Source organism: Aquidulcibacter paucihalophilus (assembly GCF_002105465.1).
Classification (GTDB): Bacteria; Pseudomonadota; Alphaproteobacteria; order Caulobacterales; family Aquidulcibacteraceae; genus Aquidulcibacter; species Aquidulcibacter paucihalophilus.
Map to the genome: position 1 here is coordinate 1 of NZ_NCSQ01000031.1, position 22,950 is coordinate 22,950.

The following is a 22,950-nucleotide window of genomic DNA, read 5'->3' on the forward strand; positions in this document are numbered from 1 at the left end:
ATGCGAGGCTTGGATACAGGGGGATAGGTTTTTATCTATCCACTCCACACTCTCACGGGATGAGGGGAGATTCCATCTGGACCCATTTTGGTGGAAACGCTGTTTCACCAAAATGGATGATCGAGGATGGCCGCGACATCTGGGTCGTCAAGTGCCCGTTTTCTTCGAAAACGGATCGCCTTGCGACGCAGCAAAGCTGCGCACTTGACTACCCCGATGTCGCAAAAACAATTGAGGTAGCGGNCTTCCCCGCCCCCTCAATGCCACCCGCGCCTGGGTGTGCGCTACGAGCCGGCACCGCCGCGAGATTGCGCCATAAGATCATGGTCGTGGCTTCGCAATCGAGGATGACACCATGAGGACCTAAAGCCCCCTGCCCCAGCCTTACGCTCGCGCTGTCTCCGACAATTCCTTCAATTGCGTATTTGCGATGGCGAGTTTGGCGAAGCTCCAGCCGCCTTGGCTGGCGCGGAGTTCGCCAAGGGCAGAGCTGGTACGGCGAAGTTCGGCTTCATTCAGTTTCGACCAGCTTTCGACGACCGTTTTCGCCCAGGCCGCACTGGTGCCCGTTTGGCCAAGCTTTTGGGCGTGATCACACACAGTGCCGGTAAGGCCTGCTTGTTCGCCCATAAATTCTTCGATCAGGCGGCGCGTTGCCACACGGTCCCAATGGTCCGGGGTTGAGGTTTGACCTGCGGCAGCGCGGATCTCGTCAAAGCCGACAGCAGCCCCCAAGGCGTGATAGAGGCGGGCGACGGCTTCAACGGGCAAGGCCTTTAGTGCCGCAATATCGACGATATCGGTTGCTGAGGTCAAAGGCAGGAGTCCGGCGATCGACTTGGACAAGGCTTCGGGTGCCCCTGCGGTCTTCAGCGTCTTGCAACGTGCCTCAAGGCGGGCCTTTTCAAACGGCGAGACCACGTCATAGATCATGCTGGCCAAACTTTGGACGCCGGTTGCATAAGTGGCGACCAGATCCCCAACCGAGCGCAAGCCCGCCCCATCGCCCCGGCTGGCCCGGCGGGCAAGCCAGAAGCTTTGCCGGCGCAGAACGGTTAAAATCTCCATCATCAAGTCCAATTGGACCGAGGCGGGAACCTTGAGGTCCAGCGCATTGACCGCATCAATCGCCTCATCCAAGCCAAAGATGGCCCGGGCAGCCGCAAAGGCCCGGACGATAGAGCCAGTGTCAGCAACCGCACTTTCGCGCACGCGGTCCATAAAGGCCGCCCCGCCCAAATCGACCATTTTGTTCGACAGGACGGTTGCAATAATCTCCCGCCGCAAGCGGTGGTTGGCCATAGCGTCTTTGAATTGGCGACAGCCGGGTGGAAAATAGGTCACCAGAGTGTCTTCAAACCATGGATCGTCTGGCGCGTCCGACGCGATCAAATCGTCAAACAGGGCGAGCTTGCCATAAGCGGTTAGTACCGACAGCTCTGGCCGTGTCAGGCCGGTCCGATTGGCGCGGCGGGTGCGGAATTCCTCAGTCGACGGTAGGAATTCAACTTTGCGCGACAAGCGACCTGAAGCCTCCAACCGCTCCATGAAGCGCTCATGCGCATCGAGGTCTTGGCGGGCGGTAGCCTCTTGCAAGCTGATGGCCATGGTCTGAGCATAATTGTGCCGCAGGACGTGGATGGCGACATCGTCTGTCATCTCAGCCAAGAGGACGTCGCGGGCTTCCAAAGTCATGCTGCCAGCCCGAACCAGACCATTGAGCAAGATTTTGATATTGACCTCGTGGTCAGAACTGTCGACACCAGCCGAGTTATCGATGGCATCGGTATTGAGGCGCACGCCCGCTTGGGCTGCTTCGATGCGACCGCGCTGGGTCAGGCCTAAGTTCGCCCCTTCGCCGATGACTTTGCAGCGCAAGGCTGCCCCGTCCACGCGGATAATATCATTGGCCTTGTCGCCAACTTCTGCATGGCTTTCGCTTTGGGCTTTTACATAGGTGCCAATGCCGCCAAACCACATGAGGTCGCAGGGCGCCTTGAGAAGCGCATGCATAATATCGGTGGGCGAAGCTTCTTGGCCTTCAAGGCCGGTCAAGGCCTTCAACTCTGGCGAGAGCGGGATGGATTTGGCGCTGCGCGAGAAAACGCCGCCGCCCTGGGAGATCAGATTGGGGTTATAATCAGCCCAGGATGAGCGCGGCAAAGCAAACATGCGCGCCCGCTCCGCATAGCTTTTGGCCAAGTCTGGATTGGGGTCGATGAAGATATCGCGGTGGTCAAAAGCGGCCACCAATTTGATCTGCTTGGACAAAAGCATGCCATTGCCAAACACATCACCCGACATGTCGCCCACGCCAATGACGGTGAAGGGTTGGGTCTGGGTGTCGTGGCCCATTTCGCGGAAGTGGCGCTTGACGGCTTCCCAGCCGCCACGTGCGGTAATGCCCATCTTTTTGTGGTCATAGCCCACTGAGCCGCCCGAGGCGAAGGCATCCCCCAACCAATGGCCATAATCGGCGCTGATGCCATTGGCGATATCGGAGAAGGTGGCCGTGCCTTTGTCGGCCGCGACCACCAGATAGGGATCGTCTTGGTCCCAGCGCACCACGTGGCGCGGCGGCACGATGCCGCCATCGCCTGCAATATTGTCTGTCAGGTCCAAGAGGCCGCGCAAGAAGGTTTTATAGGCCTCAATGGCCACGGCTTGGATTTCATCGCGATTGCCCCCTCGGGGCAAGGTTTTGGGGAAGAAGGCACCTTTTGAGCCTACAGGCACAATGACGGCGTTCTTCACTTGTTGGGCCTTGACGAGCCCCAGGACTTCGGTTCGGAAGTCGTCACGACGATCCGACCAGCGTAAGCCACCGCGTGCGACCGGGCCAAAGCGCAAATGGGCACCTTCGACTTGCGGCGACCATACCCAGATTTCGCGGTACGGCTTGGGATCGGGCACTTCGTCAATCTCGCGCGTGGCGATCTTGAAGCTCATATAGGACTTATGGCCACCGGCCGCGTCGGGCTGATAATAATTGGTGCGTTGGATCGCCATGACCAATTGCGCCAGACGGCGCAAAACCCGGTCTGCATCCAAGCTGGGCACGCCATCGAGCATGGTAAGGATGGTCGCCATCTCGGCCTTCGAGGCGGTCTCTCGAGTCTTTTTCGCGCCAAAGTCAGGGTCAAAGCGGATTTTGAACAGGTTTAAAATGGCGCGCGTGATTTCTGGATATTCAGCTACGGCCTGTTGTTGCACGGCTTCAGATGGATCAAGGCCGGTTTGTCCACGCCAACGGGCCAGCGCGCGTACGAGGGCTGCCTCCCGCCAGGAGACGCCCAGCTTTAGGATCAGACGGTTGAAGCCATCATTTTCAGCCCGGCCCGCCCAAATGGCCGAAACCGCCTCTTCAAAAGAGCCTTCCACAACTTTAAAGTCGAGCGCGCGGCCATTAGCGGTGCGCATCGAGACATCTTGCACCCAAACTAATTCTTCGCTGTCGCCCACGGTGCGCTTGATCTTGTGGGGGGTTTCACTGACGACATAAAGGCCCATGCTTTCGAAAATGGGCACAGCAGCCGAAAGCGCGGTTGGGTCGCCCATTTTATAGAGCTTGGCGCGCAGAACGGTTTCGTGGTCATCGTCGCGGCGATAGGCGCGCACGCGCACATCTTCGCCTTGGACTTGTTCCAACTCTTCAATATCGCGCAGGGCTTCTGCCGCATCAAAGCCATCACGATAGCCCGCAGGGAAGCCCGCAATATAGCGTTGGAAGGCACGCGTTTTACCTTCAGCCAAGGCTTCGACGCCATCTTCCCAAGTCCGGGTGATCTCTGCGATACGGGCTTCCAGCGTCTCGACATCTGGGTTGGGATGCTGGTTGGGGGTAACGCCGATCACATAATGCACGCGCGCCAGCGGGGCATCGCCAAACAATGGATAGAAGGCAGACAATCTGCCGCCATAGGCCTCGGTCAAGGCGGTGCCGATCTTGGCCCGCACGTCGGAATTATACCGGTCGCGTGGCACAAAAACGAGGATTGACATAAAGCGGTCAAAGCGGTCTCGGCGCACAAAGACTTTTGTGCGCGGACGGTCCATCAGATGCTGGACGCCCAAGGAAATCCGACGCAAATCCTCTTCGTCGATCTGGAACAATTCATCGCGGGGATAATTCTCCACGATATTGCGCAAGCGCTTGTCATTATGGCTGCCGGGGACAAGGCCAGCGCTGGCGATCACACGCTCTGTCTTGCCGCGCAGCAAAGGCACATCGCGCACCATCTGGTCATAGGCTTCAGCGGTGAACAAGCCAACAAAGCGATCTTCGCCCAATACCTCGCCATTTTCACCAAAGCGTTTGACGCCGATATAGTCCATCACCGTGCGGCGATGCACCCGCGACCGCAAGTTGGATTTAGCCACAATGATGGGTTGGGGCTCTTCAATATAGGCCCGGACCGCATCACTTAAGACCGAAGGCTCGTTCAAGCGACGTAACACCATGCGCAAAGGATCGCGCAAAATGCCAAGGTTAAGGTCTTCGCGAATATCGGGTTCGTCCTTGATCCAAGCACCATTCTTGTCGCGCGGATAATCGTAGGAACGCACGCCAAAGAAGACGAAATGGTCTGCTGCCAGCCATTTTAAAAAGGCGATCGACTCGGCAATTTCATCCGCAGTCGCTTTGGTCTTGGCAACCGCCAATTCCTTGATCGCATTATTCATCCGGCTTTTCATGGCCTGATAGTCGACAACCGAAAGGCGCACATCTTGCAGCGTCTCGCGCACGCCCATCAGGATGGCATCGCGCTTTGAAGGCGGTGTGGGTGGCAGATGGACTTGGATGAAGGATTCGGTCAGCGGCACGCCACCGGGCACGCGCATCCCGTCTGGATCGCGGCTTAGGGAGACAATGGGGTGGAACATGGCGCGCACTTCCACGCCTTGCGCCCCGATCTCGCCCATAACGCTATCGACTAGAAACGGCATGTCTGGCCCGCAGATCTCTAATATATCGCGACCTAAGGGCTGTCCTTGCGCGCCTTTGGCCTCAATCAGGCGGATTTCTTGCGCATCGGCGCGCTTGTGCGAGGTCCAGCGCCAGAAGCCATCGGCAAGCGCCGCAAGGTCGGCTGACGTTAGGCCCTGCACATCGTCTTCCGTGGCGTCTTGGGCAATCTGGGTCAGGAATGATTCAGCTGCGGCTTCGAGATGTTCGCCTGACTTGAAGCTTGGAAAAGCCAGCGCCGCTGAAATCAGATCATCTGGTGAGATCCGCCGATCCGTTGCGTCTACCGACATCGCTATCCTCCCGTGCCTGCCATGCAGGCGATACTTTACATCCCACTCATAACCCAATCGGAGCTCGGCGGGTTTTAGGCCAGGTTCAGCCCGGTTTAAACCTTATCATCGCTGGAAGTTGTGGTTTCTTCCTTAACGTCATCCTGATTGGCTGCAGCAGAATTGGAGGGTGGGGTCTCTTCCTCATCAACACTGGAATCGGGATTGCCATTGTTAGACAACATCACGGCGATCCAGCGGGTGGATGGGAATTGGGCCAGCACGATCATCAACATCACCGTCATGGGCACGGCAAGAAAGGCCCCAGGTCCACCCCACAGCTTACCCCAGAATACCAAGGACAGAAACACGACGAGGACCGAGATATTCAGGCTATCGCCTGTCATGCGCGGCTGAATAACATTACCCACCACAAAGCCAATCCCTTGTGTGCCCGCCAGGATGACCAAGGCTGGCACTGGGCTTGAGAATTGCACCAAGGCAAATAGAGCGGGCAATAAGCTACCGGCTGCGCCGCCAACCACGGGAATATAGCTCAAGACAAAGATAATCGTGGCCCAGAACAAGCCATTTTCCAGCCCAACGACGGCGAATAAGGCCCAGCTGGCGACCGCAATCATCAGGCCCGTAATGGTCTGGACCCACAAATATTGCTCCATCGACTTGGCTATGGCTTTGCCGATTTTTGCGGCGCGGGCGCGCTCTTTCTCATCTTGAAAAATCTGCTCAAGCCTGGCGGGCATGCTAGCTTGGGCGGCAAACAAGCAAGCGACATAAATGATGACGAACAGGGCTTGGCCGCCAAAGCTTTGCAACGCATCGGCAACCCCACGCAGGATCAAGCCCGGATTGAGATTGGCAAATAGCTGGCCAACTGTCGGGGGTGTACCAGACATACGCAAAAAGGCATGACCTTGACTGATCAACTCATCCAGACGCAGCTGATAGGCCCCGAGCGAGCGCGAAAAGGTTGCGGCATATTCAATGACGAAGCCAACGATGGCGGCCAGACTGATAAACACAATCAGAATAGCAAGTGGCACCGCCGCAGCACGGGGTAAGAACTTAATGCGCTTGCTGAGCGACTCTGCAAAGGCGTCGATGGTCAGCCATAGGAAAATGGCTAAGGCTAAGGGCGTGAGCAAATCAGCAAACCAATAAAGGCCCGCGATAATGGCCGCGGCTGCTACCAGCATCCGCGACGCACTCGATGAAGAGTCAGATTTCGTCATGGGTGCAAAAAGACCTGCATCGCACCCGAGGTCAACCCTATTTGGTTGGATCCACTTTCTGCACGGTCCCGAGTTGGGCATAATGCACCTTGGCCTGTTGAACCACATAGGCGCGGATGTCTTCCATCTCTTTTTGGTTCAACCAGGAACTGAAGGACACCATGCCGCGGCTGGCATTGGCCCCATCCCAGACGATGGATTTCCACGTCGCCGCATCTTGGATGGCAGGCGAATAACGCAAGTCCGGCAAGAGGCCGCCCGTGGCACTATGGCCGTGGCAGACTTGGCAATGGCGCATATAGATATCAAGGCCCGCCTTTGGATCACCAGCCACCGAAGTGGCGGAAAGATCAAGGGCGCTCTTTTCAGGCATCTCATACCTCGCCGCCGTGGCGGTGCCACCCAGTTTGAAGACCATCAAGCGGCCCTTCAGGCTGATCGGCCGATCGGGTGCTGCCAAGGGGGCTGCGATAATCGCCCCGCCATAACCAACCATCACCGCCACATATTGCTCCCCATCCAAGCGATAGGTGACAGGTGGAGCGATAATGCCATTTTGGGTTTCATAGGACCAAACTTGCTTACCGGTTGCGGCATCAAAAGCTTCCAAAAAGCCTTCTGACGTGCCTTGGAAGACGAGACCGCCCGCCGTGGCTAGGATGCCAGAGTTCCAGGGGAATTTGCGCGGCGCCATCCAGCGGGGCTTGCCCGCCACTGGGTCCCACGCCACCAACATGCCGGTCAGCATCGCGCGCAACCCTCTGCGCTGGCCCTCATCATCGGGCAGAGCCGCCAAGCTCATATTGACGCCCGTATTCCACGCGCCCGCAACCTGGCGATAGGGGCCAATCTGATCGCCAGACACGGCAGGCACCAGCATGGCCGGCACATAAACAAGATTTTCTTTCGGATTCATCGCCATCGGGTGCCAATTATGAACACCAAAGGGGGCTGGAAACACCAAGGCCGGTGCCTTGGCGAAACGGGCCGATGGGTTTTCATTGGGACGGCCCGTCTTCAGATCAACCGAATGGGCCCAAGGGATTGGCATGCCAGCGGGCACATCGGCTTCTTTCGGCATAGGAAATAGGGCATTGGCAGACAAAAGCTCGCCCGTTGCCCGGTCCAACACATAAAAGAAGCCATTCTTCGGCACCTGCATGATAACTTTGCGCGGCTTGCCGCCAATGGGCAGCTCCGCCAGCATCAAATGCTGCGTTGCGGTAAAGTCCCAGGAATCCCCCGGTGTGGTTTGATAATGCCAGACATACTCACCCGTATCGGGCTTGACCGCGACGATGGAGGAAACAAAGAGATTATCGCCCTTCCCGCCAGAGCGAATTTTGTGGTTCCAAGGTGAGCCATTGCCAACGCCAAAATAAAGAAGGTCGAGTTCTGGATCATAGGCCATGGCGTCCCATACGGTGCCGCCGCCACCGGATTCCTTCCACGCCCCATCACTCCATGTCGCATTAGCCTTTTCTTTCAGGACTTTGTCCGAAACCGCACCATCGGCTTCTCCTTTGGGATTAGGCGTCGTGTAGAAGCGCCAAGCCATTTCCCCAGTCTCGACATCATAGGCGCTCAGATACCCGCGCACGCCATATTCAGCCCCGCCATTGCCGATCAGCACTTTGCCCTTCACGACACGCGGTGCCCCCGTAATCGTGTAGGACTTGCCTTGGTCTACCGTGACTTTCGACCAGATTTCCTTGCCATTTCGGGCATCAATCGCGATCAGACGGCCATCGAGCGATCCGACAAAGACTTTACCACCCCACACCGCCACGCCGCGATTGACCACATCACAGCAGGCCTTATGCGCGGTTTCGCCCGGGACCTTTGGGTCATAGGCCCACAAGAGCTTGCCCGTTTTGCCATCAAAGGCAGAGACTTTTGACCAAGACGTGGTGGTATAAATCACCCCATCAACCACGATGGGCGTGGCTTCATGGCCACGGTCGGTATCAAACTCATGACTCCATGCCAGACCTAATTTCGAGACATTGGTGAGATTGATTTGATCCAAGGGGCTAAAGCGCTGCTCGTCATAGGTGCGGCCATAGCTCATCCAATTATCGCCATCGGCTGCCGCAGCAGTCAGGCGTGCCGCATCAACTTTGGCAGCTGGGCTGTTGGATGTATCGGGGGCGCAGCCAGCAGCCACCACTCCCATAAGCAACGCACTGGTTGCGACGAGCCGTTTGATCATGTTTTCCTCCCTGACCGGTGGTCTGCCTGTGGCAGGGCCATCTCTTGTCGTGGGTGAAACAGTATCGGCTTTAGGGAATTGGGCAATAGGCTAGGATGTGCCCGAGCTTCAGCACGCAGGATCAGGCTGGATTTGCACCAGTCGTCCGTCCTTGTCGACCACCGCGCGATAGAAGCAGGACTGAAAGCCCACGTGGCAACACCCGCCATCGCCATCGACTTTCACCTTCATCACCACCGCATCTTGGTCGCAATCGATGCGCAATTCTTGGACATGCTGCAATTGGCCCGAAGTCTCGCCCTTCTTCCACAGGCTTTGGCGCGAGCGCGACCAATAATGCGCAATCCCGGTTTCTAACGTCAGGCGCAAGGCTTCGGCATTCATCCAAGCCAGCATCAAGACTTCACCCGTCTCTGCCGACTGCGCCACAGCCGGGATCAGGCCGTCGGCGTCAAAACGCGGCATCAAATCAAGGCCGCGCTCTAAAGCTTGGGTGGAGCCAGCCTGTGGGAAAGAAGTCGAAGCGGCCAAATCTTTGCCTCAAATCAAGGTTTAGACGCTAAAGATCAACGCGCCCAGTGTTGGAGAGCTTGTTTCTTGCACATCTATGATCATACCCGCAATGGGGCGCTTGTGCTGCATGCCAAAGCCCGAGACTGGGCCCGCCACAGCGCGGCCCGTACCGCAGCCTTTGAGTTTTTCATGTTTGGCATCAAACAGGCTTGGGCCTGCCTCTATGGCGGCACCATGTTGGCGCTTTTGATCCTGACCATGCTGTTCTGGCCTGAAGAAGGGGCCGTGCTGAGCCGGTTCGACTTTCTGTTTCTGGCCGCCATTGGGTTGCAAGTTTTATTGGTGACCCTGAAGCTGGAGCGCTTGGAAGAGGTCAAGGTGATTGCGGTCTTCCATGTCGTGGGCACGATCATGGAGCTGTTCAAGACCCATATGGGCTCTTGGACCTATCCCGGGGACGCCTTTTTCAAGATCGGCGGCGTACCGTTGTTTACCGGCTTTATGTATGCGTGTGTCGGCAGCTACATGGCCCGCATCACCCGCCTGATGGACCTGCGCTTTAGCCATTATCCCCCCATTTGGACAACATGGGTGCTGGCCATCGGGGCCTATGTGAATTTCTTTACCCATCATTTTGGACCCGACATACGGATCGGCCTTTATATGGTTTCGGTCGTGATCTTCTTCAGGTGCCGGGTCCATTTCACGCCGGATCAAACGGCCCGCTGGATGCCGATGCTGTTGGGCTTTCTTTTGGTCTCGTTATTCATCTGGTTTGCCGAGAATATCGGGACCTTCACCAATACTTGGATCTATCCCCACCAGCAGGATGGCTGGCACATGGTGCCTTTTAGCAAGATGGGCGCTTGGTATCTCTTAATGCTTTTGAGCTTTGTGTTGGTGACCCAGGTACACCCGCCAAGGCCGCCAGAGCTCCAAACAAAAACGCCGGACCCTTAAGGGCCCGGCGCGTTCGCACAACAAATCGGGGAGGATTTAGTTGTAACCTGCCAAACGCAGGAAACGGTCTTTCAATTCCCGGTCGGTCTTGAACACGCCGGTGAATTGGGTGGTGATGGTTGCCACATTGGGGTGATGCACCCCACGTGTGGTCATGCACTGGTGCTTGGCATCCAAAAGGACGGCCACACCGGCAGGGCGCAGCGCATCGGTGATGCAATCTGCAATTTGCGCGGTCATGGTCTCTTGAGTTTGCAAGCGCTTGCCGAAGATTTCAACCACACGGGCAATCTTGGAAATGCCAACGACACGATTGGTTGGCATATAAGCAATATGAGCCCGACCCAAGATGGGCACCATATGATGCTCACAATGGCTTTCGAGGTCGATGTCGCGCAGCATGACGATGTCGTCATAGCCTTGGACGTCTTCAAACGTGCGGCTCAATTCTGCCGCTGGGTCCATTTCATAGCCAGCGAAGAATTCGCGGTAAGCTTCGACCACGCGCTTTGGTGTATCGATCAGGCCTTCCCGGTCTGGGTTATCGCCAGCCCAGCGCAACAAGGTACGCACGGCAGCCATCGCCTCGTCGCGGGTTGGTCGGTCGGCTTGTGACACCTCAGAGATGAGGCGCGGATCTGTAATCGCGTCCATGAGCTTATGCCCCTTTCAAAGGGGTCGGAGGTCGAGCCGGAAATCCGGTCTTAACGCCCGCCCTGTTTTCATTTCATGCGTCTACACATGTAGGCGCACCGTTTATGCCGTCTTCGCGTCAGCATCATTTCAGTCTAAAGGACTGGAGCAATAACAAACACTCAAACCACTGAAGAGTCTACGTTGGCTCTTCGTCTTGGATCACATGATGCGTGAAATAGAACTGTTCAATACCCTGCAACGAGAAAAAGTGCGGTTCGTGCCGCAAGATCCTGAACGCGTCACGCTCTATGTTTGCGGCCCAACTGTCTATAATTTTGCCCATATCGGCAATGGCCGCCCGGCCGTGGTGTTTGATACGCTGTTCCGGCTTTTGCGTGCCATTTATGGCGAAAAGCACGTGATTTACGCGCGGAATATCACTGACGTTGACGACAAAATCAACGCAGCTGCCTTAGAGCAAGGTGTGGATATCAGCCAGATCACCGAAAAATTCACCGCCATTTATCGCGCCGATATGGCAGCACTGGGCACACTGCAACCAACGCTTGAACCTAAAGTCACCACCCATATGGATGACATCATTTCATTGGTTGGCCGCCTATTGGATAAAGGTCACGCCTATACGACACCCGATGGGGTTTACTTCCACGTGCCTTCCATGCCGACCTATGGGCAATTGTCGAACCGCAATCTGGATGACAATGAGGCCGGTGCCCGCATCAGTGTCGATGGGAATAAGCGCGACCCAGCAGACTTTGCTTTGTGGAAGGCTGCTAAGCCAGGCGAACCGGCCTGGCAGGCCCCTTTTGGTGCTGGACGGCCTGGGTGGCATATCGAATGCTCCGCCATGATTGAGACCAATCTAGGTACGACCATCGACATTCATGGTGGCGGTCATGATTTGATTTTCCCGCACCATGAAAATGAAATCGCCCAATCGGTCTGCGCCCATGAGGGGGCGCCGCTGGCAAACATCTGGATGCACAACGGCTTTTTGACCATGAATTCCGACAAAATGTCGAAGTCATTGGGCAATGTGGAATTGGTGCATGAAATGGTAGAGCGTTGGCCCGGCGAAGCGCTGCGGCTGGCGTTGCTGTCGGCCCATTATCGCGCGCCCCTGGATTGGACCGACGAGTTGATCTTGCAGTCGATGAAGACTTTGGACCGGCTCTATCGGGCTTTGGACAGTGTGTGGAATGAGCGGGTGGAGCCTGTCCTGCCCGAAGGCATTTTGACCGCCTTGTGCGATGACCTCAACACGCCCAAGGCACTCGCAGAACTTTCTATGCTGGCGCGCAAGGCCAATAAGGCCGAGACTTTTGAGGATCGCAAACGGGCCAAGGCGGAACTTTTGGGTGCCGGGCTTCTGCTGGGCATTTTGGGGCAAGAGCCACAGGCGTGGCTATCGCGTGCAGGTGCTACGGTTGAAGACGGCGTGACAGCCGAAATCGAAGCCATGGTGCAAGCCCGCTTTGAAGCCCGGGCCAACCGCAATTGGGCAGAAGCCGATCGGCTGCGTGCTGAATTGGCTGCGCGCGGGGTTGAGGTCACCGATGGCAAGGACGGCGCAAGCTGGCGGTTTATTTCGTGAGCCTACGCCCCACCCATGTCGTGCTGGTTGTGTTTGGCGCTTGTGCTCTGACAATCCTTGCAGGCTGTCAGCCGGCGAAAGATCCGTCGACAACGCAGGCGCACGTCGAAGCCCATCCCGATGCAACCGCCACCGCGGATGTGGACAAGCGCGCAACCCTCGCCCTGAAGCAGGACTTGGTGACCCGCTTTCCCCAGAATAGCCCAACCGCCGAGGTTGAAGCAGGCTTGATCAAGGATGGCTTTGAGTGTGGTCCAAACCCGATGAAAACGGGCGAACGGGCCTGTTTGAAGGCTGAGCGTAAAGGCGGGTGCGAGGAAAACACCATTGTGCGCAGCCAACCCTATTTGCCCGAAAAGGCGCAATTCATTCGTATTTGCGAGATTGTGAAGTAATCCCCAAACTTGCCCCTAAATTTGCAGGGTCAGATAGGCTTTGCCGGTCAAGGCGATGAGCGCGCCAAAGGTTAAGGCTGCCCGCAAGGGCCGGTACCATAAGGGCCAACGGCGCGTGCTGCCGCCCGTCGACACAAAGTCCCAAACCCACATCAGCACAAATCCACCCGCCAGCATGCCAAGCCCAACTAAAGGCGCGACATATTGGGTGACTATGGCCAGTGCGGCGACCAAAGACGGCAGCACCGCAGCCGTCAGGGTAAGGATGCCCGGTGCTTCAGGCCTCGCCCCAATCTCAAAGCCCCAGCGCGCCCCACCCAAAAAGGAAAGGATCACACCAGCATAGGCGAAGAATAAAGTCGTAGAGACCCCGTCATAAGGCGAAGCCGCCAGGAGGCTGCCCGCCAAAGTGGCAAAAAATGGCACCAAGCCCAACAGACCAAGGATCCACGGGGTCTTAGGGGCAACATCTCGACGGCGCATGCTTATCTCCTCGCGCTGACACAGCGCCTCAGGGCCTAATGCGCAAAACCTCAAACCGATTTTAGCGACACATGGGCTTCACATTATAAACTAGATCGACCTGGTGTGCCTCCTAACTGGCGCACGGCGATCTAGGCCTCAACCTGGTGCAAAGCGCCTGACGATGCCCGCGGCGGACAGACCCGCCACAAGTGCCAGCAGCACCCCTGCTAGTCCATGCAATACAGCATGATCTCTTGCAAATTCAAAGAGGGCACGTTCTGTCCCAACCTTGCTGACCACTAGGGTGGTGAGTGTGGATTGGGCGGGCCGACCATTGCGAAACACCATGACTTTGGCCGTATAGAGGCCGGGAGGTGTGCGATCTGGCATCTGAATATCGGCGCGGAATAAGCCACCTTTAAGGAGTTTCACGCCATTGGGATCATCCACATACAGCTTCTCGCGCTGGCGTTGTGCGACAAAGGCATCGACCAATTCATCGGCAAGAGGCGAGTCAGCGCTGGCCTTGGCAATATCCAACTGCCCCTTAGGTCGCAGGCCATACAGCGAGAGCGTGTCGCTGGGGGCGATCTGTTCTAGCGGCCGGGCACTGGCGACGCCAAAGAACGTGGGTGCCGCGGCAAAATTGATCTGGTCTTTGCCGATCCAAAGCCCCGCAGTGCGCTTGCGCTTAGCGATCCAAGCCGGACGGTCTGGGCCGCGAACCGCAACCACAATATCGGTACGCCCAACCGAGCCCGCCCGCACAGAGCCGAAAACCGTGACCTTCGCCCCGGTAAAGCTTGACGTCACCAAGACGGCATCATCAATCAGCGCCGCCGAAACCTGCGTGCTTTGCGCCTGGGCGGCAGGGCCGACGATGAGGCCGAAAACCAAAACCATCCAGATGGAGAGACGCGCCATCATAGGCCACCCCCGGGGGAGGACAACTCAAACAAGGTTGAGGGTACAAAGACGAGGTCCGCCGCAAGTCGTAGCGCCACCAGAAGGACCAAGGCCCCCAGAAGTGCACGCAATTGCTCTCCCTTCAGCTTGCGGCCAATGATGACGCCAATTTGTGCGCCCATCACACCACCGACAATTAATAGGCCCGACAAAACAAGATCGAGGCTGCCATTGGCCGCTGATTGCAGAAAGGTGGTGGCCGAGGCCGTAATCAAAACTTGTAGGGTTGAGGTACCCACCACCAGATTGGGCGGCATATGAATAAGATAGACCAGAGCCGGGATCAGGATGAAGCCGCCGCCCACGCCCATAATGGCCGACAAAATACCGACCCCGACCCCAATGGCCAAAGGCGGGATAATGCTGATCACCAGTTTGGACCGGGGGAAGCGCACCTTGAACGGCAAGTGATGAGCGAGGTCATTGGTCGCCCGACGAAAGCTTGGCGCAGGCCCACCGGCACGCGTTTTGGCCATTGCGCGTAGGCTTTCCCATACCAAGCTGGTCCCTAATGAGCCAAGCAAGATCGTATAAGCGATGCGCACGGTGGCTTCTGCCGCACCTTGCGACTTCAACCAACTGAACAAGAGCGAGCCAATGCCGACACCGATGATCCCGCCGATCGAGATCACAAGGCCCATACGTAGATCCACACCTCGTCGCTCAAACTGGCCAAGGACAGAAGACATGGACGAGGCTGCCGCCAAATTGGCCCCCGCAGCGACCGCCACAGGCGCTGGAATCCCCATCAGCATCAATAGCGGCGTCATCAAAAATCCACCGCCAACACCGAAGATGCCAGACAAGCAGCCGACAACCAGTCCCAAAGTAGCCATGAGCCACGGACTTACTGCCATTTCCGCAATGGGCAGATAGACTTGCATAGACGCCGCCCCGATGAGTTACAGGACCATAGGCTGCGTCGGATGGCGTTTCTATGGCGTTTGGTCACATTTGCAGCAACCACAATCGCCTTTTAGGCCCAAAGGCTCAACCGATCCGCTTTTTAGTGGCTTTCGGCCCGATCAAAAGCCAAGCAATGAAACCCAGATAGGGCACAAAGAGCACCAGTACCGACCAAACCGATTTGCCAAAAGGCCCGGTGCGATCATTCTGGAGGATGTTGATCACAGCCCAGAGACCCAAGACGAGGGAGAATAGAAAGCCAAAGGTGAAGCCATTATTCCATTCCATTCCGAACATGTGTCAGTCGCTCCTACATGAAGGCCCTGCATTTGCCTTGCACTTATGATATTGGGACCGACCACGGCAGACGCAATGGCCGTTGAGCCGCGCGCGTCTTTAGAAAGCATTGCCCAAGTTCCATGACCACTGAAATCTTGCCAGACGCTGATTTGCCCGTCTCCGACCCGCGCGGGTCCATCGAGACGATCACTTTGGGCTGTCGGCTCAATCTTTATGAATCTGAAGCCATGCGCAATCTCGCAGAAGATGCAGGGCTGTCGAATGTGGTCCTCGTCAACACGTGTGCGGTGACAGGCGAAGCCGTTCGTCAAGCGCGCCAAACGATCCGCCGGGCGCGCAAGCAAAAGCCAGATGCGCTGATCGTGGTGACCGGGTGTGCGGCGCAAATCGACCCTGGCATGTTTGCCTCCATGCCCGAGGTCGACCGTGTGATTGGCAATGCCGAAAAGGCCGAACCCAAAACCTTTGCCGCCCTCGCAAGCGGACAGAGCGAGCGCGTGCTGGTCAATGATATTATGAGCGTGCGTGAGACGGCCGGCCATCTGATTGATGGCGTGCAAGACCGGGCGCGCGCCTATGTCCAGGTGCAAAATGGCTGCGATCACCGCTGCACCTTCTGCATCATCCCATTTGGACGCGGCAATTCCCGCTCGGTCCCGGCAGGGGAAGTGGTGGCCATGATTGGCCGTTTGGTTGCTAAGGGCGTGCCCGAAGTTGTGCTTTCCGGCGTGGACATGACGTCTTGGGGCGCGGATCTTCCCGGCCAGCCCACTTTAGGCGATCTGGTCCAGCGCATTTTGAAATTGGTGCCCGATTTGAAGCGCCTCCGCCTGTCATCGGTTGATGCGGTAGAGATCGACGACACCTTGTTCCGCTTGTTTGCGGAGGAAGAGCGGATGATGCCGCATCTGCATCTTTCGCTTCAGCATGGGGCAGACATGATTTTAAAGCGCATGAAGCGCCGCCACACCCGCGAGGATGCGGTCAAGCTTGCTGCCCGCTTGCGCGCGGCCCGCCCCGATATCGCTTTCGGGGCAGACTTGATTGCTGGCTTTCCCACCGAAACCGAAGCCCATTTCGCCGACTCTTTGGCCTTGGTCGATGACGTGGGACTGGCCTTCTTACATGTCTTCCCCTTCTCGCCGCGCCCAGAAACACCTGCCGCCCGCATGCCGCAAGTGGATAAGGCCACGATCAAGGCTCGCGCTGCAATTCTGCGCGAGAAGGGCCAGCAAGCTCTAGCCGCCTATCAGGACAGCCAGATCGGCACCACCCAGACCGTGCTGATTGAACGCGATGGCAAAGGCCGACTGAATAGCTTTGCCGAAATCCAGGTGCCTGGCGGCCTCGCCGGTACCTTGATCCAAGCCCGCGTCACCGGTCGGGCTGATGGCTATCTTCTGGGCGAGCTTGCCTAAACCCAAAAGAGCTAGGGCTTGCGCCCCTGAAACCGGGCTAAAGCCTGTTCTGCGGCTTCTCGTCGAGAAAAATTAGGTGATCTCAGCCAGGTCTCTGCATCGGGAACACCTTTTGAAATCGCCAAAGGGTCGCGCAGAAAGGCCAAAACCGCCATCAAGAAGGGCGTGCTTTCAAGCCCAGTTTGGACGGTCTTTCCAATCGGCAAACGGCAAACCAATTGATAGGTCTGAACATCGGAATCATAGGATGAATCGACCACCTCCATCTCATCGAAATCCGCGAGACCATAGGTCTTGACCGAGGTTTTGTTGAATAATTGATAGGTGATGGTCACCTGTCCGGGGCGTATCTCCCAAGTCTGATCGGGGCTAAGCGCAGAGCCTGCCATGAAGGCCAAAGTTACGGAAAGGCCGCCCAAGACAATGATACCGAAAAACAGGGTCAGGATTGTTGGTGGCCAGAGGGCAGGCCCCAGCTCAATCAACAACAAAAGGGTGCCCAAAAGACCAAACCCGCCAAAGATCAGGCGAATGGGCGTGGGCATGATATGGGACAGGACGATTGGGTCGTCCCCGGCACAAGGCAAAACTTCCATAGACACAATCATACCCCTGCCGCCTTAAGGAGGGGTGTTGATTTTTGCAAAATTTTTGCAGTTTGAAGGGACCTCTTTCCTGGGTTTTGGCATCCTCTCAGGGCGGGCCCTAGGAACGGGGACCTCAGGGGCGAGGGTATGCGCGTCACGTAGCGGGGCTGAGGGCGTGGGTTTTCTCGACTGAAAGGCTTTGGTTTAGGCCCTGCCTGCCCCAAAGGCCGCGAGTTATGGTTTGTGGAAGATGGGACAAGGCACGTCCGCTTCGCGCCATTGACGCACGTTTGGTTCCCAAGAACCAAGTTGCGCCTTCTCATCAAGAAATAAGGCCCGCTTCCTGTTTGAAAAAAGGCGGGGACCTCGGGCGGCCCATTTCCAAAGGAAATCTGAACTTGACGCGACAAATCGCCCGATCGCGCTCGAGCAAGCGTTTTGGTGGGACGGAAGGATCACCAAAACGCCTTTGACAAAATCATCTTAAAAACCGTCACCCCCACCAGAGTGCGCGGCCCTTATCTTACTGGCGCGCCAAAGCTGGGGCGATGGTTTCGACGGTGTCGGTCCAGACACCCACGCCTTCCGGCAAGCCTTTGAGCAGGGCTGGGTCATTTAATCCACCCAAGGAGGATTGAGAATTCTTCGGCGCGGGCCCCACCAAATAGACGCGGCTACCTACCTTGGCCATGCGTTTGGCAAAGTTGGATCGCCAGCCCCAGATGAGCCCTGTATGGCTATGGGGCACCAGGATTACGCTGCGCTTACAGGCTTGCGGCACAAAGCCTGACCAACCCCACGCAACATAGGACTTCAAGCAATCGGCAACTTGCTTCTTGGAAAAGGCACGAAACTCAGGTCCTGCAGCCTTCACATAGGTGGCAACAGGCACTTCATGCCCATAGACCATGACACGATCTGGTCTGATCTGCCGCTGTGAGAGATAGGCGGCAAGCTTGCGGCCCTCTTCAGGGTCTCTACTCTTGATGTTGATCAAGAGTTGCGTGCTGGGCAGTGCCTTTAGCACCTCTTCAAGATTGACCATCAAGCCCACGCCCTTCCCCCGCAGCGGAAAGGTCGCCCCTTGATCGGCGGTATAACCGTAGCCGACGTCTAAGTCACGAAGATCGGCCATGGTCTGCCTGCGGGTCACGCCTTTGCCATTGGTGCGGCACTCCAAGGTCCAGTCGTGGAAGACGACGAAATCGCCATCTGTTGTGGGATGCACATCCACTTCAATGACATCCGCGCCCAGCGCCACAGTCGCCAACAGCGATGGGATGGTGTTTTCGATGAAGTCATGCGTGGGGGGCGTGATGCGCGTCGCTGTGCACGTATCGCGCTCAAGACCTTCTCGCGAATAGGTCTGATGCACCCCGCGATGGGCCAAAATCGGGTGAGATTTTTGCACCAATTGTTGCGCGGCAACCGGGCTCCAAAGGCCCAAGAGGATGACCCACCCCAGACCAAACTGGACGGGGAAACGCAGCTTTTTCATTCAGACCTCGAGACCTATATTGGAGCCCCCCCAGCCGCTTTAATTCACACTACGGATTTCAAACGGGCTGTCGAGTGAAAAGGTGGGGACTTGGGCTTCGAAGGTTTCGCCATCGTCGGTCTGCATCAGATAGCTGCCCATCATCAGGCCCGAGGGTGTCGAGAGCGGGCAGCCGGAGGTATAGGTAAAGCTGTCGCCCTCACGCAAAATGGGTTGTTCGCCTACAACGCCCGGCCCTTGCACGACGTGAGTGACGCCATGATGGTCAATAATCTTCCAGGTGCGCGCGGTAAGCTGCACGGTCTTTTCCGACAGATTGGCGATCTCAACCGTATAGGCCCACATGAAATCATTCTCGTCGGGATCGGATTGATCGTCGAGGAAAACCGGCGTCACCTGAATGCGGACGCCGCGGGTGGTAGCGGAATATTGGGTCATGGCCTGCCTATACTGCCCCTCATCACCCGGCGCATCCTTTGCTTACAGATCAAAGACAACGCCTTGCGCCAATGGCAAGGTGGTGGAGTAATTGATCGTTTGGGTCTGGCGGATCATATAGGCTTTCCACGCGTCAGAGCCAGCTTCGCGGCCGCCGCCGGTTTCTTTTTCTCCGCCAAAGGCCCCACCAATTTCAGCGCCCGAGGTTCCGATATTGACATTGGCAATCCCGCAATCCGAGCCCGAGTGCGACAAGAAGGTCTCCGCTTCCCGCAAGTCCGTGGTGAAGATGGAGGAGGATAAGCCTTGAGGCACATCATTTTGAATGGCGATGGCCTCGGCCAGCGTGTCAGCCTCCACCACATAAAGGATGGGGGCGAACGTTTCTTTCCCCATGATGGCAGTTTGGCCCGGCATTTCAACGAGGGCGGGCTGGACATAATTGCCCTGCAAGGGTTGGCCGCCCACCAGGATACGTCCGCCTTCGGCTTGGGCCGCCTCCAAGGCTTGCTGCATACTGGTCACCGCAGCGGCATCAATCAACGGGCCAATCAAGGTTTCAGGCTTGCGCGGGTCACCAATCGACAGGCTGCGATAGGCGCGGATCAGGCGCGCAACGAGGTCTGCCTTTACATCGGGGTGCACGATCAAGCGTCGCAGAGTGGTACAGCGCTGACCGGCTGTTCCCACGGCCGAAAACACAATCGCCCGCAAAGCAAGATCGAGGTCAGCACTTGGCCGGACAATCATGGCGCCATTGCCGCCCAATTCTAACAAGCTGCGCTTCAAATGCGCCGCACAGGCCTTGGCTACTTCGCGGCCCATACGGGTCGAGCCTGTGGCCGAGACCAGACGGATCAGCGGATTTTCAACCAGCTCTGCCCCGATCACCGCATCCCCTTGCAGCACTTGGATCAGACCAGCGGGAGCTTCGGCCCCAAATTTTGCCACGGCGCGGTTAAAAATGGCGCAGGTGATTTGGGCGCAAAGTGGGGTTTTTTCCGAAGGCTTCCAAATCACCGGATCCCCACAGACCAGCGCCAACATGGCATTCCACGCGAATACTGCCACGGGAAAGTTAAAGGCGCTGATGACCAAAACCGGACCCAAGGGCTTCCAGCGTTCCAGCAGATGATGACCGGGCCTTTCCGACGCCAAAGTCAGGCCCGCCAATTGCCGCGACAGGCCGACCGCATAGTCGGCCATGTCGATCATTTCCTGCACTTCGCCCAAGGCTTCTGAGCGCGTCTTACCCGCTTCCAGCGTCACCATATCGGCAAGCTCTTGTTTGCGGGTACGCAATTCCTGCCCCCATAGGCGCACCAATTCGCCCCGGCGCGGCGCGGGAATGGACCGCCACGCCAAATAGGCCGCTTGGGCAGTTTCGCAGGCTTCACGACAATCTTCGGCCGAGGCCGCTGGCACTTCACCCAACTTCTGGCCGTCAATGGGAGAGATAGAGGCGATCAACATCTTAGGACCATGGTTCAAACAGTTTGGACAATTTGAGGCCTTGGCCTTGATAATGGCTGCCCACATCGCCGTAACAGGCTTGGGGCGCAGACGACAGAGGCTCATAAATCAGGCGGGCCACGGGCTGATTATGCTCCAAAACAAAGGGCACGTCACGCCCGCGCACTTCCAACACCCCCCGCGCACCGGCACTGCCATAATCTTTCGCACCAAAGCCCGGATCAAAAAAGCCTGCATAATGGGCCCGGAATTCGCCAAGGTCTTCGGCGGTTGCCACCATTTCTGCGGCAACATCCTTCGGAATCGATAAGCCCGACTGGCTGGCCAAAATGTAAAACTCCCCGGGGTCCAGCACCAAACGACCATCGCGCGCCGTCAAAGGCTCAAACCAGTCGCGCGGCGCATGGCCTCCCACTTTCGCAAGGTCCAACAGGGGCGCATGGCGGCGCGCCCGATATCCTATAACCGGGCCGAGGGAGCTGTGGGATAGATCCAAGTTCAGATCGAGGCGCTGAAGCGTTGGCGTCTGGCCCTTTTTCAAGCGCAACTGAGCCAAGCGGTCGCCCGGGCGGGCGAGGATGGAGAAAGTGCGCGGGCAAATCTCAACCCACAGGGGGCCCTGATAGCCTGCGCGCACGCGGTCAAAACTCGTGGCCCCATCGGCGATCACGCGCACAAACACATCGATCCGCCCGGTCGAGCTTTTGGGGTTGGCCAAGGCATACACCGTCTCTGGGAGGAGGAGGCTTTCTTGCAAGGGGGCGAGATAGACGCAGCCTGTTTCCAACACCGCCCCTTCGCGCAGATCGAGCTTGTGCAGCACCAAATCGCTCTCGCTCAAACGCTGCGACACCGTACGGCCTTGGCCAGGCAAGAAGCTGGCACGGACGCGGTAAGCAAAATCGCCCAAGCGCAAGTCGAGGCTGGCGGGCTGGATTTGTCTGTCGGCAAAGGGGGTGGCGGCCGTAATGGCACCGCCATCGGCCAAGGCCTGCAGAATGTGGTCGGGCAAAACCCCGTCAGCGATGGAATCGATCATTCCACTTGCATAGCGGGTTTGAGGCGTTTTCTCTATGCCCCTGTGTCGGGGGCGCGCGGCCTAAGCCAGTTCGGCAATCGCCCAGCGCGCATCGACTCGATAAGAGGCGAGGAAGGCTTCAACCTTGGCCCCATCCAGCCCATCGGCATTGGAAAGTTCGGCCGCATGAATACCGCCGGCGACAAACAAACAATCCAGCTTCTGGCCATGGGCACCAGCAACATCGGTCTGCACCCCGTCGCCAATGCACAATAGGCGCTCGCGTGCCAGCGGCTTACCGGCAAGGCGCTCTGCCGCAGCGATGGTTAGGTCATATATGGGCGCATAGGGCTTGCCTGCCATGATAACGGGGCCGCCCAATTCCTCATAAATGTCGGCCAAGGCCCCAGCACACGGGATCAAATGACCACCAAATTGGACTACCCGATCGGGGTTTGCGCAGATGAAGGGCAGTTGGCGGGCCGCCAATGCAGCCAGTTCTTCGCGATAGCTTTCGGGCGGCTCCGTCAAATCATCGCGCAGGCCGGTGCAAATGACGTAATCGGCGGTTTCAGCTGGGCGGAAATCAACCGGCAGGCCTTCATAGAGACCCTCATCCTTGGACGGGCCAATCTTATAGCCACGGGGACCCCGCTTTTCGATCTCGGCGCGGGTCGCATCTCCGGACGTCACAATCGCATCCCAGGCATCGCGGCGCACGTGCAGCGCCTCCAATTGCTTGGGGATGACATGGGACGGGCGCGGCGCGTTGGAGATTAACACCACAGGCTTGCCCAGTGCGCGAAACGCTGCCAGCGCATGACAGCCTTCTTGATAGGCCGCCCGCCCATTATGGATCACTCCCCACACGTCACACAGGACGGCGTCATAGTGATCCGCAATATCGGCGAGGGCATGGATGATTCGTACAGTCATGGCCCCTGATACTGCGACTTGAGGAGAAGGTCGAGAATGGTGGGTGTGGGTTTCTCCCAACACCTTTTGCCCCGCGAGGAAGAGACCTCCGGGGGTTTGCCTTGTGCTTGGCTGAAGCAAGCA

At 57.4% G+C, this 22,950-nt stretch carries 19 protein-coding genes; 4 read left to right on the forward strand and 15 right to left on the reverse strand.

What is annotated here, in order from left to right; genetic code table 11:
* Window positions 1-384 precede the first annotated feature (384 nt).
* The 4 genes from B7364_RS02570 to hisI form a co-directional block, all read right to left on the reverse strand.
* Entirely contained in the window at window positions 385-5,259 is a 4,875-nt protein-coding gene (locus B7364_RS02570; protein WP_085338385.1) for an NAD-glutamate dehydrogenase, read from the reverse strand.
* A 95-nt stretch (window positions 5,260-5,354) separates the two neighbouring features.
* Window positions 5,355-6,491, reverse strand: a complete 1,137-nt coding sequence (locus tag B7364_RS02575; RefSeq protein ID WP_157893443.1) for an AI-2E family transporter — start codon at window positions 6,489-6,491, stop codon at window positions 5,355-5,357.
* A 37-nt stretch (window positions 6,492-6,528) separates the two neighbouring features.
* Entirely contained in the window at window positions 6,529-8,703 is a 2,175-nt protein-coding gene (locus B7364_RS02580) for a PQQ-dependent dehydrogenase, methanol/ethanol family (RefSeq protein ID WP_085338387.1), read from the reverse strand.
* A 108-nt stretch (window positions 8,704-8,811) separates the two neighbouring features.
* Window positions 8,812-9,234 carry a phosphoribosyl-AMP cyclohydrolase gene (gene hisI, locus B7364_RS02585; RefSeq protein ID WP_269798751.1) on the reverse strand — a complete coding sequence of 141 codons (423 nt, stop codon included), beginning with the start codon at window positions 9,232-9,234 and terminating at the stop codon, window positions 8,812-8,814.
* 66 nt (window positions 9,235-9,300) lie between these two features.
* On the opposite strand from hisI, the gene B7364_RS02590 reads away from it, so the two are divergent.
* Window positions 9,301-10,176 carry a DUF817 domain-containing protein gene (locus B7364_RS02590; protein ID WP_232780780.1) on the forward strand — a complete coding sequence of 292 codons (876 nt, stop codon included), beginning with the start codon at window positions 9,301-9,303 and terminating at the stop codon, window positions 10,174-10,176.
* 36 nt (window positions 10,177-10,212) lie between these two features.
* Here B7364_RS02590 and folE read toward each other — a convergent pair whose 3' ends face one another.
* Window positions 10,213-10,830, reverse strand: coding sequence for a GTP cyclohydrolase I FolE (gene folE / locus B7364_RS02595; protein ID WP_085338388.1), 618 nt, complete (start codon window positions 10,828-10,830; stop codon window positions 10,213-10,215).
* Between the two features lie 208 nt (window positions 10,831-11,038).
* On the opposite strand from folE, the gene cysS reads away from it, so the two are divergent.
* Window positions 11,039-12,427, forward strand: coding sequence for a cysteine--tRNA ligase (gene cysS / locus B7364_RS02600; RefSeq protein WP_085338403.1), 1,389 nt, complete (start codon window positions 11,039-11,041; stop codon window positions 12,425-12,427).
* Window positions 12,424-12,822 (forward strand): hypothetical protein, encoded by a 399-nt coding sequence (locus tag B7364_RS02605; protein WP_085338389.1) that lies wholly within the window; start codon window positions 12,424-12,426, stop codon window positions 12,820-12,822. Before cysS ends, B7364_RS02605 begins: the two co-directional genes overlap by 4 nt.
* Before the next feature lie 15 nt (window positions 12,823-12,837).
* On the opposite strand, the gene B7364_RS02610 is transcribed toward B7364_RS02605, so the two are convergent.
* The 4 genes from B7364_RS02610 to B7364_RS02625 form a co-directional block, all read right to left on the reverse strand.
* Window positions 12,838-13,305: a DUF3429 domain-containing protein gene (locus B7364_RS02610; protein ID WP_085338390.1), complete on the reverse strand. Its 468-nt coding sequence runs from the start codon at window positions 13,303-13,305 to the stop codon at window positions 12,838-12,840.
* A 138-nt stretch (window positions 13,306-13,443) separates the two neighbouring features.
* Window positions 13,444-14,214: a TIGR02186 family protein gene (locus tag B7364_RS02615; RefSeq protein WP_085338391.1), complete on the reverse strand. Its 771-nt coding sequence runs from the start codon at window positions 14,212-14,214 to the stop codon at window positions 13,444-13,446.
* Complete coding sequence (locus B7364_RS02620) at window positions 14,211-15,137, reverse strand: sulfite exporter TauE/SafE family protein (protein WP_085338392.1); 927 nt, start codon at window positions 15,135-15,137, stop codon at window positions 14,211-14,213. Before B7364_RS02620 ends, B7364_RS02615 begins: the two co-directional genes overlap by 4 nt.
* Window positions 15,138-15,243: 106 nt before the next feature.
* On the reverse strand, window positions 15,244-15,456 hold the full coding sequence (locus tag B7364_RS02625) for a PLDc N-terminal domain-containing protein (RefSeq protein WP_198534008.1): 213 nt from the start codon (window positions 15,454-15,456) through the stop codon (window positions 15,244-15,246).
* A gap of 122 nt (window positions 15,457-15,578) precedes the next feature.
* Here B7364_RS02625 and mtaB point away from each other — a divergent pair, with 122 nt between their 5' ends.
* Window positions 15,579-16,877 carry a tRNA (N(6)-L-threonylcarbamoyladenosine(37)-C(2))-methylthiotransferase MtaB gene (gene mtaB / locus B7364_RS02630; protein WP_085338394.1) on the forward strand — a complete coding sequence of 433 codons (1,299 nt, stop codon included), beginning with the start codon at window positions 15,579-15,581 and terminating at the stop codon, window positions 16,875-16,877.
* Window positions 16,878-16,888: 11 nt separating this feature from the next.
* Here the strand turns inward: mtaB and B7364_RS02635 are convergent, their stop codons facing one another.
* From B7364_RS02635 to B7364_RS02660, 6 genes are all read right to left on the reverse strand, one after another.
* Window positions 16,889-17,473 (reverse strand): hypothetical protein, encoded by a 585-nt coding sequence (locus B7364_RS02635; protein ID WP_157893444.1) that lies wholly within the window; start codon window positions 17,471-17,473, stop codon window positions 16,889-16,891.
* A gap of 514 nt (window positions 17,474-17,987) precedes the next feature.
* Window positions 17,988-18,962 carry a glycerophosphodiester phosphodiesterase family protein gene (locus B7364_RS02640; protein WP_085338396.1) on the reverse strand — a complete coding sequence of 325 codons (975 nt, stop codon included), beginning with the start codon at window positions 18,960-18,962 and terminating at the stop codon, window positions 17,988-17,990.
* A gap of 39 nt (window positions 18,963-19,001) precedes the next feature.
* Window positions 19,002-19,400, reverse strand: a complete 399-nt coding sequence (gene apaG / locus B7364_RS02645; RefSeq protein ID WP_085338397.1) for a Co2+/Mg2+ efflux protein ApaG — start codon at window positions 19,398-19,400, stop codon at window positions 19,002-19,004.
* A 42-nt stretch (window positions 19,401-19,442) separates the two neighbouring features.
* A complete protein-coding gene (gene amaB, locus B7364_RS02650; RefSeq protein WP_085338398.1) occupies window positions 19,443-20,873 on the reverse strand; it encodes an L-piperidine-6-carboxylate dehydrogenase in 1,431 nt (476 codons plus the stop codon).
* A 1-nt stretch (window position 20,874) separates the two neighbouring features.
* A complete protein-coding gene (locus tag B7364_RS02655; protein WP_085338399.1) occupies window positions 20,875-21,912 on the reverse strand; it encodes a 2'-deoxycytidine 5'-triphosphate deaminase domain-containing protein in 1,038 nt (345 codons plus the stop codon).
* 60 nt (window positions 21,913-21,972) lie between these two features.
* On the reverse strand, window positions 21,973-22,827 hold the full coding sequence (locus B7364_RS02660; protein ID WP_085338400.1) for a TIGR01459 family HAD-type hydrolase: 855 nt from the start codon (window positions 22,825-22,827) through the stop codon (window positions 21,973-21,975).
* Between the last annotated feature and the right edge of the window lie 123 nt (window positions 22,828-22,950).